Origin of the sequence: Vibrio sp. Vb339, assembly GCF_902751245.1 — a bacterium.
GTDB lineage: Bacteria > Pseudomonadota > Gammaproteobacteria > Enterobacterales > Vibrionaceae > Vibrio > Vibrio coralliirubri.
The window spans coordinates 52,318-67,733 of the sequence record NZ_CADDIS010000011.1 but is presented as its reverse complement, the minus strand read 5'-3'; the positions used below and the strand labels follow the sequence as shown (position 1 = coordinate 67,733).

Genomic DNA, 15,416 nt, shown 5'->3' with positions numbered 1-15,416 from the left:
TCCCTTTTTGTTTTTGTGAACCAAGCATTTGTTTGTAGAGGTCTTATTGATTAACTGAATGAAACAGCACTCAGACTGTAGAGGGCATTGTTTGCTATAACTGACCTGTTTATTCAGGGGAAGGGAACAATGAAAAAAACAGTACTCGCGCTTTCAATGCTCGCACTCAGCGCATGCAGCCAAACCAGTGACAACAACCTACTGCTGACGATTGATAACGACACTGTCGTATTCGAATCGTCCGGTAAAGGCACCGTGATTGCAGAACAGGAACTCGCGAAAGGTAGCTATACCTTCTCTATCAGCGATACTCAAAATACCTGTGGCACCAACTATGCGCTGGCCGAAGAGAGTCGCATCAAATTCAATAAACCCCTTCGCCTAGACGACTGTGCCGAGAAATCTGAGATCGCCATAAAAGTCTTTCGCGCTAACACTTATCAATTCACGCTCAACCCACAGACCAATGAACTCACGGTTCAGATAAAGCCGAAGCAACAACAAGTTCAAAGCTTTGCCTGCCCAGTACCTAGTGACCAGCCAACCACCATCGATGTTACTCAAACCTTTGATGATGGCACCGTGGTAAGAGACGCTCTTTCAGGTAAACAAGTCACAGTAACTAATGGCAGTGTCACCATGCAGCCTGCAGAAAACAGCCAAGGTGTTCTGCTACTAGAGAAAGTAGAACCAGAAACCAAAGCTGACTTTAGTTGGGATAACGCCACGGTTTACTTCGTAATGACTGACCGTTTCCACAATGGTAATCCTGATAACGACAACAGTTACGGTCGCAGCCAAGACGGACAAGACGAAATCGGCACATTCCACGGTGGTGACTTGGCAGGCTTAACCGAAAAACTCGATTACATAGAATCACTCGGAGCTAATGCTATCTGGATAACGTCTCCGTTAGAGCAAATCCACGGCTGGGTTGGCGGCGGTGACCGAGGTGACTTCAAGCACTACGGCTACCACGGTTATTACCATCAAGACTGGACCAAGCTCGATGACAACATGGGCACCGAAGACGAGCTGAAAACCTTCATCGATACCGCGCACAGCAAAGGCATTCGCGTTGTTTGGGATGTAGTAATGAACCACACCGGTTATGCAACGCTTGCCGACATGCAAGAGTTTGATTTTGGTAAGCTAAACCTAACTGACGAAGAAGCCAAACAAACACTTGGCGAAAACTGGACAGATTGGCAACCTGCCAAAGGTCAGAACTGGCACTACTTCAACAACTACATCTCTTACAGCGACAAAGAAGCGTGGGAAAAGTGGTGGGGCAAAGCTTGGTTGCGCAGCGATATCGGTGCCTATGACTCTCCGGGTTACAATAACCTCACTATGTCTTTAGCGCACCTGCCCGATTTCAAAACAGAGTCGACAGAGACAACCGGGCTGCCTAATTTCTATCGCAATAAGTCCACCAGCGCGACCGATGAGCTCAAAACACCTCGTGACCATTTAATCACTTGGCTATCGGATTGGGTGCGCGAATATGGTGTCGATGGTTTCAGGGTCGATACCGCGAAACACGTTGAACTCGAAGCATGGGCAGAACTGAAAGAGAGCACTAACCAGGCACTTGCCGAGTGGAAACAGAACAACCCAGACAAGGCCTTGGATGACTTACCCTTCTGGATGACAGGTGAAGTGTGGGCACACAGCGTGGTGAAATCAGATTACTTCGCTAACGGCTTTGATTCGATCATTAACTTTGAATTCCAAAGCGATATCGCACCAAAGGCGCTTAAGTGCTTGTCTGATCTCGATGCCGATTACCTTCGCTATGCAGAGAAGATCAACAGTGACAGCGAGTTCAACGTGTTGAGTTACTTATCCTCTCACGACACCTCTCTGTTCTGGACGCAGCACGGCAATGACTTTGCCAAACAAACCAAAGCGGCAAACGCATTGATGCTGGCTCCAGGTGCAGTCCAGATCTATTACGGAGATGAGATCGCCCGTGACTTTGGCCCAACAGGATCAGACCCTATGCAAGGCACACGCTCAGACATGCCTTGGGATCAAATCAATGGCGAACGGGCAGAACTGCTGGAACACTGGCAAGCGCTTAGCCAATTCCGCCAACGCCACCCAGCCATCGCGCAAGGTAAGCACATCATCCGTAACAGCAAGGGCTACTATGCGTTCGAACGCCAATACCAAGATGACAAGGTATTAGTCGTTTATACCGGCTCGAACTAAACCTTCATTAACATAAACACCAGAAACTAAAGGGGAAGCTTAGGCTTCTCCTTTTTTTATCGCTAAAGGTACGTTCAATAAGCAAGCTGTCACTCATTAACCAAACTTTATAGAAGTTTTTTACGTGTTAGAGCATTTGGCGCTATGCGTCGCAAAAACATTGCGGTATGTTCAAGGAATACACTGATGGCAGACATAAGGTCTGCCTTAATGACACGTAACAAGCAATCACAATGAATTAGGTAAAATTAGTAATGCAGTTCTCTAAGTTTGGCGAAAAGTTTAATCGATACTCTGGAATCACTCGTTTAATGGATGATTTGAATGATGGCCTGCGCACTCCTGGCGCTATCATGCTCGGTGGTGGCAACCCAGCCGCTATCCCAGCCATGCTCGATTACTTTAACCAAGCCAGTGCCGACATGCTCGCCAGTGGAGAACTCATCGCCGCCCTCGCCAACTACGATGGTCCTCAGGGTAAAGACAGCTTCATCAAATCGTTAGCGGCAATGCTGAAAGAGACCTATGGCTGGGACATCAGCGAGAAGAACATCAGCCTGACTAATGGCAGTCAAAGTGGCTTCTTCTACCTATTCAACCTGCTAGCAGGTCAACAGCCTGACAGTTCACATAAGAAAATCCTACTGCCGATCGCACCGGAATACATCGGCTACGGCGACGCGGGCATTGATGACGATATATTTATCTCTTACCACCCAGAGATCGAGCTGCTAGAAAACCGCCAGTTCAAATACCACGTCGATTTTGAACAACTAAAGGTTGATGACTCAGTAGCGGCTATCTGTGCATCTCGTCCAACCAACCCAACGGGTAACGTACTGACCGACGAAGAAGTACGTAAATTGGATAAACTGGCGCGTGAAAACAACATCCCACTGCTGATCGACAATGCTTACGGCCTGCCGTTTCCAAATATCATCTTTGAAGATGTCGAACCGTTCTGGAATGAAAATACGATTCTGTGCATGAGCCTTTCTAAGCTTGGTTTGCCAGGTGTGCGTTGCGGTATCGTGATTGCGAGTGAAGAAGTAACACAAGCATTGACCAACATGAATGGCATCATCAGCTTAGCGCCAAACAGCGTCGGCCCTGCGATTGCCAACCACATGATTGAAAAAGGCGATTTACTACGCTTGAGCAGTGAGGTGATCAAACCTTTCTACAAAGAAAAATCGCTACGTGCAGTTGAACTGCTACAAGAGGCTATCGATGACCCACGCTTCCGCATTCACAAACCTGAAGGCGCTATCTTCTTATGGCTATGGTTTGATGAGTTGCCGATCACCACAATGGAATTGTACGACCGCCTTAAAGCTCGCGGCGTATTGATTGTTCCGGGTGAATACTTCTTTATCGGCCAAGAAGACGAGTGGGATCATGCTCACCAGTGCTTACGCATGAACTACGTACAAGATGATGAGGCGATGCAGAAAGGCATTGCTATCATTGCTGAAGAAGTGAAAAAGGCTTACAGCGAAAGCAAATAGAGATTCCCTACTCGGTCGTTCCTCCCTCTATGGAATGACGATGATAGGATAAACAAAAAAGAGCACCGACCTTCTTCAAGGTACTGGTGCTCTTTCACTTTTACTTCCCGATATTTTTAGCTCTAAGGAGCTAACAGTAATTAACCTTCTAGTAGGCTATTACCATTGATAGCAATCTTACGTGGTTGCATCGCTTCTGGGATTTCGCGTTCTAGGTCGATGTGAAGAAGACCATTTTCCATGCTTGCACCTACCACTTTTACGTAGTCAGCCAGTTGGAATTTACGCTCGAAATCGCGCTCTGCAATCCCTTGATATACGAAGGTTTTCTCTGCTTCTGCTTTACGCTCACCTTTCACAATTAGCATGTTCTCTTTCTGAGTCAGATCTAATTGGTCATCAGCAAAACCAGCAACGGCCATAGTAATACGGTAGTTGTTCTCGTCTTTTTGCTCGATGTTGTATGGAGGGTAACCGCCAGAAGAGTTCTTCGATGTGTTCGCTTCCATCATGTTGAATAGACGATCGAAGCCGATTGCGTTGCGGTAAAGTGGAGTGAAATCTACAGTTCTCATAATGCTATCCTTTTAGTAAGCAATAGTCTTAGCTGCGAATTTTACTTGGATCGAACCTGTGTGTGACCCAGTAAACAGCTAAGAGATTCAATTCGCATTCCTCGGGTTTCGCCTCTATTGGCGACAACGCTGGGACATGGCAATGAATCAATTTTTAGGTTGTGTGCTGCCAAAGTTATCCTCTATTGAGCGATACTTCGTTAGCGGTAATGAAGGTTCTGTTTCTTCTCTTTTGAGCAAGACAGTCATCCTCTTCATAAATAGATATGTGGTGCCATAAAGCGCTTTTCAAGCAGCTTAATTCAACTTTTTAGTTAAGAAAAACCAAACGCTGTATAAATATTACTTGATTTTAATTAACCACCATTGGTCATATCCTAATCAGGTTGAATCCTTTTTTATCGCTTTTGGTGGCAATTCTGATGTCTTCTACACATATTTCTTACGCACTCCACTCTTACGATGCCTTGGCGCACCTAGATATCCACATCGATAAGGTGGCTCTGGTAACGGAAGGTGGCGGCCAGCGCGGAATTTTTACAGCGGGCGTATTAGATGCTTTTCTCGAACAAAGCTTTAATCCGTTTTCATTGATGATTGGCACATCAGCGGGTTCTCTTAACCTAGCATCCTATATATGCGGGCAACATCGCCATGCTTATCGCGTCATCACAGAAGCAACAGCCAGCCCTGAATTCTTCGATACCTATAAGTTCTTACTGCAAAAGAAAGGATTAGACCTAGATTGGTTACTTGAGCAAACCGAAACAAGCTTGCCGCTCAACTGGCAGTCAGGTCATGACAATATGAAAAGTTGTCAGGTGCTTGCCTGTGCGTCCCACGCGACTCGTCACGAGCCAGCCTATTTTGACTTAGACTCACACGCTTGGCAGGACGCTCTCAAAGCCTCATGTGCGGTTCCCTTTATCAGCCCAAAGGCAATTCAAGCGAATGATGAAGAGTGGCTTGATGGTGGCATTGCCGCTCCAATCCCAGCACAAGAAGCCTATAAGCGGGGTTATAAACATATTGTGGTGATTCGGACAGTACCTATCTCAACGTCTTTTGATCACCGCTGGATGTGCAAATACAGTAAGTTGTTAGGGAAAACAAAAGCTAAGGCGATGATTGAGCTGTTACTCAAGCACGAAGCCCATTACCGCGCGACTCAAGACTTTCTGAGTAACCCGCCAGAAGACGCGACCATCTATGAGATTCACCCAGACAAAGCGCTGCACTCTACATTACTGGGAAGCCCACAGCATGCACTTGAACATGACTACGAGGTAGGACTTTTATCCGGAAAGTACTTCCTTGCTACGGCGGGTCGTCATATCGAACAGGCATAAAAAAGCACCGCCAATGGGCAGTGCTTTTATCATTTTGAGCTTCTTTATTCTAAAGAAATCTATACATCAAGGTTAGCAACCTTCAATGCGTTCTCTTCGATGAAGTTACGACGAGGTTCAACTTGGTCACCCATTAGCGTCGTAAACAACAGATCAGCACCAACAGCATCTTCAATCGTTACTTGCATCATACGGCGAGTTTCAGGATCCATTGTGGTTTCCCAAAGTTGATCAGGGTTCATCTCACCTAGACCTTTGTATCGCTGTAGGCTTAGACCACGACGAGACTCTTTCACTAACCAGTTCAGAGCATCAACGAAGCTAGAAACTTCTTGAGTACGCTCACCACGCTTAATGTAAGCGCCTTCTTCAATCAAGCCATCAAGTGCTTCAGAAAGATCCGCTAGCTTCCCAAACTCTTTAGAGTTAATAAGATCGATGCTCAGTAGGTGCTCATGAGTCACACCATGAGTACGAACCACAATCTTAGGAACGCTTAAGCCTAGCTCTTCGTGTTTTTCAACTTCAAGGCTGTATTGGCTCGCACCTACTTCTTTCGCGTTTAGCTGTTCAACAAGCTGCTTACCCCAAGCTTCAACTGCCGCGTCATCATGACACTGCTCAGCCGTTAGACGAGGAACGTAAATCAGTTCGTGAACCAGTGCGCGTGGGTAACGGCGGCTCATACGATCAACAAGCTTGATGCCTGCATTGTATTGCTGAACAAGCTTCTCTAAACCTTCACCGGCAAATGCTGGCGCTTCAGGGTTTACGTGCAGTTCTGCATTGTCTAAAGCCAAAGATACTTGATACTGGTTCATCGCATCTTCATCTTTAATGTACTGCTCTTGCTTACCTTTCTTCACTTTGTAAAGTGGCGGTTGAGCAATGTAGATGTAGCCACGTTCAATCAGCTCTGGCATTTGACGGTAGAAGAACGTCAGTAGCAGAGTACGGATGTGAGAACCATCGACATCGGCATCGGTCATGATGATGATGTTGTGGTAACGCAGTTTATCTGGGTTGTATTCGTCACGGCCAATACCACAACCAAGAGCTGTGATTAGCGTTGCAACCTCTTGAGAAGAAAGCATTTTATCGAAACGCGCTTTCTCTACGTTAAGGATTTTACCTTTCAGCGGTAGGATTGCTTGGTTCTTACGGTTACGCCCCTGCTTAGCTGAACCGCCAGCAGAGTCTCCTTCCACAATATATAGTTCAGACAGTGCAGGATCTTTTTCCTGACAGTCAGCAAGCTTACCTGGAAGACCCGCTAAATCTAATGCGCCTTTACGACGAGTCATTTCACGAGCTTTACGCGCTGCATCTCGAGCACGTGCTGCATCAATAATTTTAGAACAAACTGTTTTCGCTTCACCTGGGTTCTCAATCAGGAACTCAGACAACTTCTCACCCATTGTAGATTCAACGGCAGACTTCACTTCTGAAGAAACCAGCTTATCTTTAGTTTGGCTTGAGAACTTAGGATCTGGCACTTTAACAGAAACAATCGCCGTCAGACCTTCACGAGCATCATCACCAGAGGTCGCAGTCTTCGCTTTCTTAGAGAAACCTTCCTTGTCCATGAAGCTGTTCAGTGTACGCGTTAGCGCCGCACGGAAACCTGCTAAGTGAGCACCACCATCGCGTTGAGGGATGTTGTTGGTGAAACAGTAGATGTTTTCTTGGTAGCCGTCATTCCACTGCATCGCAACTTCAACGGTAATACCGTCTTCGCGCTCAGAGTTAAAGTGGAAGATTTTTTGGATGATTGGCGTTTTGTTAGTATTAAGGTGTTCAACAAACGCTTGGATACCGCCTTCGTATTCGAAGTGATCCATTTTGTCTTCTTCGCGCTCGTCAATTAGCTTAATTGATACACCTGAGTTCAAGAATGATAGCTCACGTAGACGCTTAGCTAAAATGTCGTAATGGAACTCGATGTTAGTGAAGGTTTCTTCACTCGGCCAGAAACGAATCTCTGTACCTGTTTTATCCGTGTCACCGATAACCGCTAGTGGCGCTTGAGGCTCACCGTGGCTGTAGGTTTGAGTGTGGATTTTGCCACCGCGGTGGATAGTAAGAGTAACTTGCTTAGAAAGTGCGTTAACTACTGAAACACCAACACCGTGCAGACCACCAGATACCTTGTACGAGTTATCATCGAACTTACCACCAGCGTGAAGAACCGTCATGATGACTTCTGCTGCTGATACGTTTTCTTCTGGGTGCAATTCTGTTGGAATACCACGGCCGTCATCGCTCACAGACACAGAACTATCTTCATGGATAGTTACAATGATGTCATTACAGTGACCAGCTAGCGCTTCATCAATAGAGTTATCTACCACCTCAAAAACCATGTGGTGCAGACCGGTACCATCATCCGTGTCGCCAATGTACATTCCAGGACGCTTACGTACCGCATCCAGACCCTTCAGTACTTTAATACTCGATGAATCGTAATTATCTGACATAGTTACTCTCTGACTAATTATCCTTGCTCTATTTTGCCATGTTCCACATGAAACATCCTGCTATTTTCGTCATGCATATCTGCAATCTGATCAGCGGTAATAGAGCTTACAAAAACTTGAGCCTGGGTCGCCTTTAAACACTCAGCAAGACGTGCTCGACGTTGGCTATCTAATTCGGAAGCGAAGTCATCTATCAAATAGATGCACTGCTTACCTGTCATTTGAGTGAGGTGTTGCCCTTGTGCTACTCGTAGCGCGCACACCATCAACTTCAATTGACCTCGTGACAAGACATCTTCCACTGGAGTGCCGTTCACTTTTATCTTCAGATCCGCTTTGTTTGGCCCACTAAAGGTGTAACCAAGCTGCTGATCCCTTTCAAAATTCTTTTCTAATATCTCGGCGTACGGGGTGTCTTTGTCCCAGCCACGATAGTAGTTAATCTTTATCTCAAACTCAGGAAGGAAGGTCGCACAGATTTCTTCGGCGACTTCTTTGAGCTGATCAACGTAGGTGGCACGCCACTGACTGATGCTTTCAGCTAAACGGGCCAGTTCTTGGTCCCAATAGCTCAGCTCTCGATAGTGGGTTGCCGTTTTCAATAAGGCGTTTCGCTGCTTATTGAGGCGCTTTACCCTGCCCCACGCATCATAAAAGCCCGACTCACTGTGGAAGACTCCCCAATCAATGAATGCTCGGCGATGCTTAGGTCCATCGGTTAGTAAATCAAACCCTTCAGGGTGAATCAACTGCAAAGGTAAGACTTGAGCTAACTGAGCCAACTTTTGCCCAGTTTGACCGCTTATTTTAACCTCTGTCGTGCCATCGCGCTGCTTATTAATGCCAATTGGCAGCTCAAATTGATCCGAGGTCATAAAACGGCCATGTACAAACAGCTCACTACACTCGTTTTGTATGATACGACCGGTAAGTGAACTCTTGAATGAGCGACCATGTCCGAGCAGATACACCGCTTCAAGGACGCTGGTTTTGCCGCTTCCGTTAGCCCCTATAAGAAAGTTAAAGCCTGATGACGGTTGAATGTCACAGGCTTCAATATTTCTAAACTGCTTAACGATTAAGCGCGATAAAGGCATAACGTCTTCATATTAATCTTCAATCACGACTCGGTAGGTCAACATAGGGCAGCTTATAAGCGAATTGGCATAACAACGTACATCGCGCTGTCATCTTGTGCGTTCTCAATAAGAGCACTCGCATTGGCGTCTGACATTGAGATGCGAACTTGTTCACAACGCAGTGTGTTCAGAACATCCAATACATAGCTTACGTTGAAGCCAATCTCTAATGCGTCACCGTCGAAGTTAACATCGAGTACTTCTTCCGCTTCTTCTTGCTCTGGGTTGTTCGCGGTAATACGCATCTCGCTATCAGCAAGGTTAACGCGAACACCACGGAATTTTTCATTCGATAGAATCGCAGCACGAGAAAATGCTGAACGTAATTCATCACAGCCAGCTTCAAGTGTCTTGGTGGTATTTTGCGGCATTACGCGGCGATAATCAGGGAAACGACCATCAACAAGCTTAGAAGTGAAGACATAGTTGTTCACTTCAGCTCGCACGTTAGAGTTACCAATTTGCAGTGTTACTGGCTGTTCAGGTGCATCCAATAGCTTCACTAGCTCTTGAACACCTTTACGAGGAACAATGATCTGCTTCTGAGCAAAATCGGCACCCAGTTGTGCTTGAGATACTGCCATACGGTGACCATCGGTCGCTACGCTGCGCAGGATAGAACCTTCAATCTCAAACAACATACCGTTGAGGTAATAACGAACATCTTGGTTCGCCATTGAGAATTGTGTTTTCTCGATAAGACCGCGAAGTTCAGCTTGTGTCACTGACACTTCAACTTCACTGCTCCAATCTTCAATATTTGGAAAATCTGCCGCAGGTAATGTTGCTAATGAGAAGCGGCTACGACCAGAACGAACCTGAATACGGTCACCATCCAATACCACAGTGATCACTGAGTTATCTGGCAATCCACGGCAGATATCTAGGAATTTACGTGAAGGTACGGTAATGCTGCCCGCTTCGAAATCACCTTCAAGCGTTACACGGCTGATCAGTTCAACTTCTAGATCCGTCGCTGTCATCGACAACACGTTATCTTCTACTTTAATCAGTAGGTTTCCTAGAATTGGAAGCGTTGGCCTGCCACCGAGAGCGCCAGATACTTGTTGTAATGGCTTAATCAGGTGACTACGTTCAATGGTAAATTTCATATCTTGCTCTTACGGTCTAAATGGCACTGCGTAATAGTACGTGGCCAAGATTCTGCTTATTAAGGTTAAGAATACTGTGTATTAAGAAGAAAGGGTACGAATCAAGTTCGAATAATCTTCTTTAATGTCGTGGCTCTCTTCACGCAGCTGAGCAATTTTACGACAAGCATGCAGTACCGTCGTGTGGTCACGACCACCGAATGCATCGCCAATCTCAGGCAAGCTGTGGTTTGTTAGCTCTTTCGCCAGTGCCATCGCCAATTGACGTGGACGAGCAACAGAACGAGAACGACGCTTAGACAATAGATCAGCGACTTTGATTTTGTAGTACTCGGCGACTGTCTTTTGAATGTTATCAATAGTGACCAGTTTTTCTTGCAGTGCAAGTAGGTCACGCAGTGCTTCACGCACGAAGTCGATCGTGATCGGGCGGCCAGTGAAGTTTGCATTCGCAATAACACGGTTCAATGCGCCTTCCAGCTCACGAACGTTAGAGCGCAGACGCTTGGCAATAAAGAACGCCACTTCATCCGCAAGGTGAATTTGGTGGTCTTCCGCTTTCTTCATCAAGATCGCAACACGCGTCTCAAGCTCTGGTGGCTCAATTGCTACCGTCAAACCCCAGCCGAAGCGAGATTTAAGACGATCCTCTACCCCGTTGATCTCTTTTGGATAACGGTCAGACGTTAGGATGATCTGCTGGTTGCCTTCAAGCAGCGCGTTAAAGGTATGGAAGAACTCTTCTTGAGAACGCTCTTTATTAGCAAAGAATTGGATGTCATCGATAAGCAATGCATCAACACTACGGTAGTAGCGCTTAAATTCTTCGATCGCGTTGTTTTGTAGGGCCTTTACCATATCCTGAACAAAACGCTCTGAGTGCATGTAAACCACTTTCGCATTCGGCTTATTATCAACAATGGCGTTACCCACCGCATGCAACAAGTGCGTTTTACCTAAACCAGTGCCGCCGTATAGGAACAGCGGGTTGTAGGCTGTACCTGGGTTATCAGAAACCTGACGTGCCGCAGCCAAACCCAGTTGGTTCGACTTACCTTCAACAAAGTTATTGAACTTATGTTTTGGGTTCACGTTTGAGCGGTGATTCAAGTCAACCGCGACAGGCTCTTCATCACGCCAGATATTATGGACAGGCTTGCGAGCTTGTAATTGCGCAGGTGCTGATGACTCAGCGGCCACATCAGCAGCAGTACGAGTCTGAGTTGGTGCCGGTGTCGCTGGCTTTGGTGCAATCACACGCTTGCTTCCCACTTCAAAATGAAGATGTGGGATATCGTTACCGCAATATTCTTGCAGCAGACGGTTAATGCTATTTAGATACTTATCACGAACCCAATCGAGTACGAAACGGTTCGGTGCAAATAGAGTTAGAGTATTGTCATTGAGTTCCGCTTGTAACGGACGAACCCACATACTGAATTCTGTAGCTGGTAACTCTTCTTGAAGCTGTTGCAAACACTGCAACCAAAGCGAAGATGACACGGTGCCCTCACTCTATTTAAAGTAATATGAAATGACCGCTAATTTTACCTGTTGATAAGTCAGATCACCAGCAATTGATCACAGATCCAGTGAATAAGATCCAAGTTATTCACAATAAATTTGTAATTTATCGGTGGATCCACACATCTTGCCCCTAATTTACTCACACAATGATCCACTTATGCCCGGATCCTTGCTAGTTATCCCCAAATCGGGAATTCAATCTGGTTATGGTTAATAACATCTGGTTATTTATTCTAGTGAGCATTTTCCCAGTAACATCCAAACCCATAAATATAAGGAGTTACCAAATGAATAACTGGATTAAGGCTGCAATTGCGGCTATCGCACTCTCTGCTGCTACTGTTCAAGCTGCGACTGAAGTTAAAGTCGGCATGTCTGGTCGCTATTTCCCGTTTACGTTCGTTAAACAAGACCAATTACAGGGTTTTGAAGTGGATTTATGGGATGAGATCGGTAAGCGTAACGATTACAAGGTTGAATACGTAACGGCAAACTTCTCTGGTCTGTTTGGTCTTCTTGAAACGGGTCGCATCGATACCATTTCAAACCAAATTACAATGACGGATGCACGTAAAGCGAAATACCTATTCGCAGACCCATACGTAGTAGACGGTGCACAAATTACCGTTCGTAAAGGTAATGACAGCATTAAAGGCATCGAAGACCTTGATGGCAAGACGGTTGCGGTAAACCTAGGCTCAAACTTTGAACAACTGCTTCGCAGCTACGACAAAGATGGCAAGATCAATGTAAAAACCTACGATACAGGTATTGAACATGATGTGGCACTGGGTCGCGCCGATGCATTCGTAATGGATCGCCTATCAGCACTAGAGCTTATCAAGAAGACTGGTCTACCATTACAACTGGCGGGTCAGCCATTCGAAACAATTGAAAACGCTTGGCCTTTCGTGGACAACGATAACGGCAAAAAACTGCAAGCAGAAGTAAATGAAGCATTAGCAGCAATGCGCGCAGATGGTACGCTAGAAAGTATCTCTCAGAAATGGTTTGGTGCGGACATTACTCAGAAGTAATTACTCACTTTCTCCATTCAAGGCCCACGGCTTTATACAGCGGTGGGCTTTTTGCTTTTGTGCACTGATTAAAAAATCTGATAGAACAGTACTTACATATAGAACAACACTGCCAATAAAAATACGAGATAGATTATGGGATTTGACTTTAATTACATGCTAGAGCTGTTGCCGATACTACTGAAGTATTTAGGCACCACGATGGAGATGGCGACTTGGGGCTTGTTCTTTGCTCTGATCCTGTCTCTGATACTGGCGAATATTCGTGTATTCAAAATCCCAGTACTCGACCAACTGAGCCAGCTGTACATTAGCTTCTTCCGAGGCACGCCACTGTTGGTGCAGCTGTTCCTCCTTTATTACGGCTTACCACAAGTCTTCCCGTGGATGGTTGGGTTGGATGCCTTCAGCGCCGCTGTGATTGGCTTAACCCTGCACTTTGCCGCGTATATGGCAGAAAGTATTCGTGCGGCGATTATCGGTATTGATCGCAGCCAGATGGAAGCCAGCCTTTCGGTCGGTATGACAACCAGCCAAGCGATGCGCCGAGTGATCTTACCGCAAGCAACTCGCGTGGCACTGCCGTCATTGATGAACTACTTCATCGACATGATCAAGTCGACTTCACTTGCCTTCACCCTAGGTGTTGCCGAAATCATGGCTAAAGCTCAGATGGAGGCTTCTTCAAGTTTCCGCTTCTTCGAGGCTTTCTTAGCGGTCGCGCTGATTTACTGGGGCGTGGTGGTTATCCTCACTCGTATTCAAATTTGGGCCGAAGTGAAACTGAATAAGGCGTATGTACGATGATCAAATTACAAAATATCCACAAGCAGTTTGGTGACACCGAAGTTTTGAAAGGGATCGACCTAGAAATCAAGCAAGGCGAGATAATTGTCATCATAGGTTCAAGTGGTACGGGTAAATCTACCCTACTGCGTTGTGTGAATTTTCTAGAGCAAGCCGATCAAGGCACGATTTCGATTGATGATATCAAGGTTGATACTCAGAAACACACTAAGGCAGAGGTGCTTGCACTGCGTCGTAAGACCGGTTTTGTGTTCCAAAACTATGCACTGTTCGCTCACCAAACCGCGAGACAGAATATTGCTGAAGGTTTAATTACCGTTCGTGGTTGGAAAAAACAGCAAGCCCATGAAAAAGCACAACAAATACTTGATGATATTGGCTTAGGTGACAAAGGCGATAGCTACCCAGCCGCGCTCTCTGGTGGCCAACAACAACGGGTGGGTATTGGCCGTGCAATGGCACTACAACCCGAGCTTTTACTGTTTGATGAGCCGACTTCAGCGCTCGATCCTGAGTGGGTTGGCGAAGTGCTTAACCTAATGAAAAAGCTGGCAAATCAGCATCAAACCATGCTGGTGGTTACCCATGAAATGCAGTTCGCTAGAGAGGTCGCAGACCGAGTGATCTTCATGGCTGACGGTCATATTGTCGAGCAGGGATCTCCACAGGATATTTTTGGTAATCCACAGGATCCTAAATTAAAAAAATTCTTAAATAAGGTTGGGATCGACTAAGGATCCTTGTGATTTTAGTTATTCTACGTATAATCCCCCGACCGGAATTTTAGTTAACCCAATCATTGACACTTTTTGTGACAGTGATTACAATTCCGCCTCTTTGTTGAGAGGCGTCGGTTTTCCTTTCTTATATAAAGAAGAGAAAAAATGCCCACGCCGGGTTTAACAAAAACCTAAAACTACTGATCAGTAAGGTAATTACAATGAAACGCACTTTTCAACCTACAGTTCTAAAGCGTAAGCGTACTCACGGTTTCCGTGCTCGCATGGCTACTAAGAACGGTCGCGCAACAATCAATGCACGTCGTGCAAAAGGCCGTAAGCGTCTTTCTAAGTAATCTTTGATTATTTTGAATAAGCTAGCCTTCGGTCGGGAGTTACGCTTGTTAACTCCCGAACATTATCAAAATGTCTTCAAGCAAGCTCATCGAGCTGGCTCCCCTCATTTCACCATCATTGCCCGAAATAACTCTCTTTCAAATCCTCGTCTTGGATTAGCCGTTCCGAAAAAGCAGATTAAAACCGCCGTGGGTCGTAACCGATTCAAGCGTCTTACTCGTGAAAGCTTTCGTAACACTCAACACAAACTTCCTAACAAAGATTTTGTTGTAATCGCTAAGAAGAGCGCGCAAGATTTAAGCAATGAAGAAATGTTCAAGCTACTCGACAAATTATGGCTTCGCCTGTCTCGCCCTTCGCGTGGATAGCGCTAATACCCATCTATTTTTATAGATGGTTTATTAGTCCACTCATCGGCCCACGCTGCCGATTTACTCCAACCTGCTCTTTATATGCGATAGAAGCGTTGAAAGCTCACGGTTTTGTAAAAGGGTGTTGGTTATCAGGCAAACGTCTATTAAAATGCCATCCTTTGAACGAAGGGGGCTTTGACCCCGTTCCACCAGTCCAAAAACAAGACAGAGATAAATAA

The 15,416-nt window shown here is 45.8% G+C and carries 14 protein-coding genes; 9 read left to right on the top strand and 5 right to left on the bottom strand.

What is annotated here, in order from left to right:
* Nucleotides 1–129 precede the first annotated feature (129 nt).
* Entirely contained in the window at nt 130–2,217 is a 2,088-nt protein-coding gene (locus HRQ85_RS24895) for an alpha-amylase (RefSeq protein ID WP_172380842.1), read from the top strand.
* A gap of 254 nt (nt 2,218–2,471) precedes the next feature.
* Nucleotides 2,472–3,725, top strand: coding sequence for a valine--pyruvate transaminase (locus HRQ85_RS24890; RefSeq protein ID WP_172380841.1), 1,254 nt, complete (start codon nt 2,472–2,474; stop codon nt 3,723–3,725).
* Nucleotides 3,726–3,865: 140 nt separating this feature from the next.
* On the opposite strand, the gene HRQ85_RS24885 is transcribed toward HRQ85_RS24890, so the two are convergent.
* A complete protein-coding gene (locus HRQ85_RS24885; RefSeq protein ID WP_009848140.1) occupies nt 3,866–4,300 on the bottom strand; it encodes an Hsp20 family protein in 435 nt (144 codons plus the stop codon).
* 422 nt (nt 4,301–4,722) lie between these two features.
* On the opposite strand from HRQ85_RS24885, the gene HRQ85_RS24880 reads away from it, so the two are divergent.
* Complete coding sequence (locus tag HRQ85_RS24880) at nt 4,723–5,649, top strand: patatin-like phospholipase family protein (protein ID WP_172380840.1); 927 nt, start codon at nt 4,723–4,725, stop codon at nt 5,647–5,649.
* A 59-nt stretch (nt 5,650–5,708) separates the two neighbouring features.
* On the opposite strand, the gene gyrB is transcribed toward HRQ85_RS24880, so the two are convergent.
* The 4 genes from gyrB to dnaA all read right to left on the bottom strand — a co-directional run bounded on the left by gyrB (nt 5,709) and on the right by dnaA (nt 11,880).
* Nucleotides 5,709–8,126 (bottom strand): DNA topoisomerase (ATP-hydrolyzing) subunit B, encoded by a 2,418-nt coding sequence (gene gyrB, locus HRQ85_RS24875; protein ID WP_017058811.1) that lies wholly within the window; start codon nt 8,124–8,126, stop codon nt 5,709–5,711.
* A 17-nt stretch (nt 8,127–8,143) separates the two neighbouring features.
* Nucleotides 8,144–9,223 carry a DNA replication/repair protein RecF gene (recF, locus tag HRQ85_RS24870; protein WP_019825571.1) on the bottom strand — a complete coding sequence of 360 codons (1,080 nt, stop codon included), beginning with the start codon at nt 9,221–9,223 and terminating at the stop codon, nt 8,144–8,146.
* A 53-nt stretch (nt 9,224–9,276) separates the two neighbouring features.
* Nucleotides 9,277–10,377: a DNA polymerase III subunit beta gene (gene dnaN / locus HRQ85_RS24865; protein ID WP_017058809.1), complete on the bottom strand. Its 1,101-nt coding sequence runs from the start codon at nt 10,375–10,377 to the stop codon at nt 9,277–9,279.
* Nucleotides 10,378–10,458: 81 nt separating this feature from the next.
* On the bottom strand, nt 10,459–11,880 hold the full coding sequence (dnaA, locus tag HRQ85_RS24860) for a chromosomal replication initiator protein DnaA (protein WP_019825569.1): 1,422 nt from the start codon (nt 11,878–11,880) through the stop codon (nt 10,459–10,461).
* Between the two features lie 311 nt (nt 11,881–12,191).
* Here dnaA and HRQ85_RS24855 point away from each other — a divergent pair, with 311 nt between their 5' ends.
* The 6 genes from HRQ85_RS24855 to yidD all read left to right on the top strand — a co-directional run bounded on the left by HRQ85_RS24855 (nt 12,192) and on the right by yidD (nt 15,416).
* Nucleotides 12,192–12,941, top strand: a complete 750-nt coding sequence (locus HRQ85_RS24855) for an amino acid ABC transporter substrate-binding protein (RefSeq protein ID WP_009848135.1) — start codon at nt 12,192–12,194, stop codon at nt 12,939–12,941.
* A 135-nt stretch (nt 12,942–13,076) separates the two neighbouring features.
* Nucleotides 13,077–13,748 carry an amino acid ABC transporter permease gene (locus HRQ85_RS24850; RefSeq protein ID WP_009848134.1) on the top strand — a complete coding sequence of 224 codons (672 nt, stop codon included), beginning with the start codon at nt 13,077–13,079 and terminating at the stop codon, nt 13,746–13,748.
* Nucleotides 13,745–14,482: an amino acid ABC transporter ATP-binding protein gene (locus HRQ85_RS24845; protein WP_048610829.1), complete on the top strand. Its 738-nt coding sequence runs from the start codon at nt 13,745–13,747 to the stop codon at nt 14,480–14,482. Before HRQ85_RS24850 ends, HRQ85_RS24845 begins: the two co-directional genes overlap by 4 nt.
* A 206-nt stretch (nt 14,483–14,688) precedes the next feature.
* Nucleotides 14,689–14,823 (top strand): 50S ribosomal protein L34, encoded by a 135-nt coding sequence (rpmH, locus tag HRQ85_RS24840; RefSeq protein ID WP_004735800.1) that lies wholly within the window; start codon nt 14,689–14,691, stop codon nt 14,821–14,823.
* A gap of 45 nt (nt 14,824–14,868) precedes the next feature.
* Entirely contained in the window at nt 14,869–15,192 is a 324-nt protein-coding gene (rnpA, locus tag HRQ85_RS24835) for a ribonuclease P protein component (RefSeq protein WP_017055478.1), read from the top strand.
* Nucleotides 15,159–15,416, top strand: coding sequence for a membrane protein insertion efficiency factor YidD (gene yidD, locus HRQ85_RS24830; RefSeq protein ID WP_004735802.1), 258 nt, complete (start codon nt 15,159–15,161; stop codon nt 15,414–15,416). The genes rnpA and yidD overlap by 34 nt, the downstream gene beginning before the upstream one ends.

Excerpts from the sequence above, each read along its gene's own strand:
- HRQ85_RS24895 (WP_172380842.1), top strand. The coding sequence starts at position 130 with ATGAAAAAAACAGTACTCGCGCTTTCAATGCTCGCACTCAGCGCATGC.
- HRQ85_RS24890 (WP_172380841.1), top strand. The coding sequence starts at position 2,472 with ATGCAGTTCTCTAAGTTTGGCGAAAAGTTTAATCGATACTCTGGAATC.
- HRQ85_RS24885 (WP_009848140.1), bottom strand. The coding sequence starts at position 4,300 with ATGAGAACTGTAGATTTCACTCCACTTTACCGCAACGCAATCGGCTTC.
- HRQ85_RS24880 (WP_172380840.1), top strand. The coding sequence starts at position 4,723 with ATGTCTTCTACACATATTTCTTACGCACTCCACTCTTACGATGCCTTG.
- gyrB (WP_017058811.1), bottom strand. The coding sequence starts at position 8,126 with ATGTCAGATAATTACGATTCATCGAGTATTAAAGTACTGAAGGGTCTG.
- recF (WP_019825571.1), bottom strand. The coding sequence starts at position 9,223 with ATGCCTTTATCGCGCTTAATCGTTAAGCAGTTTAGAAATATTGAAGCC.
- dnaN (WP_017058809.1), bottom strand. The coding sequence starts at position 10,377 with ATGAAATTTACCATTGAACGTAGTCACCTGATTAAGCCATTACAACAA.
- HRQ85_RS24855 (WP_009848135.1), top strand. The coding sequence starts at position 12,192 with ATGAATAACTGGATTAAGGCTGCAATTGCGGCTATCGCACTCTCTGCT.
- HRQ85_RS24850 (WP_009848134.1), top strand. The coding sequence starts at position 13,077 with ATGGGATTTGACTTTAATTACATGCTAGAGCTGTTGCCGATACTACTG.
- HRQ85_RS24845 (WP_048610829.1), top strand. The coding sequence starts at position 13,745 with ATGATCAAATTACAAAATATCCACAAGCAGTTTGGTGACACCGAAGTT.
- rpmH (WP_004735800.1), top strand. The coding sequence starts at position 14,689 with ATGAAACGCACTTTTCAACCTACAGTTCTAAAGCGTAAGCGTACTCAC.
- yidD (WP_004735802.1), top strand. The coding sequence starts at position 15,159 with ATGGCTTCGCCTGTCTCGCCCTTCGCGTGGATAGCGCTAATACCCATC.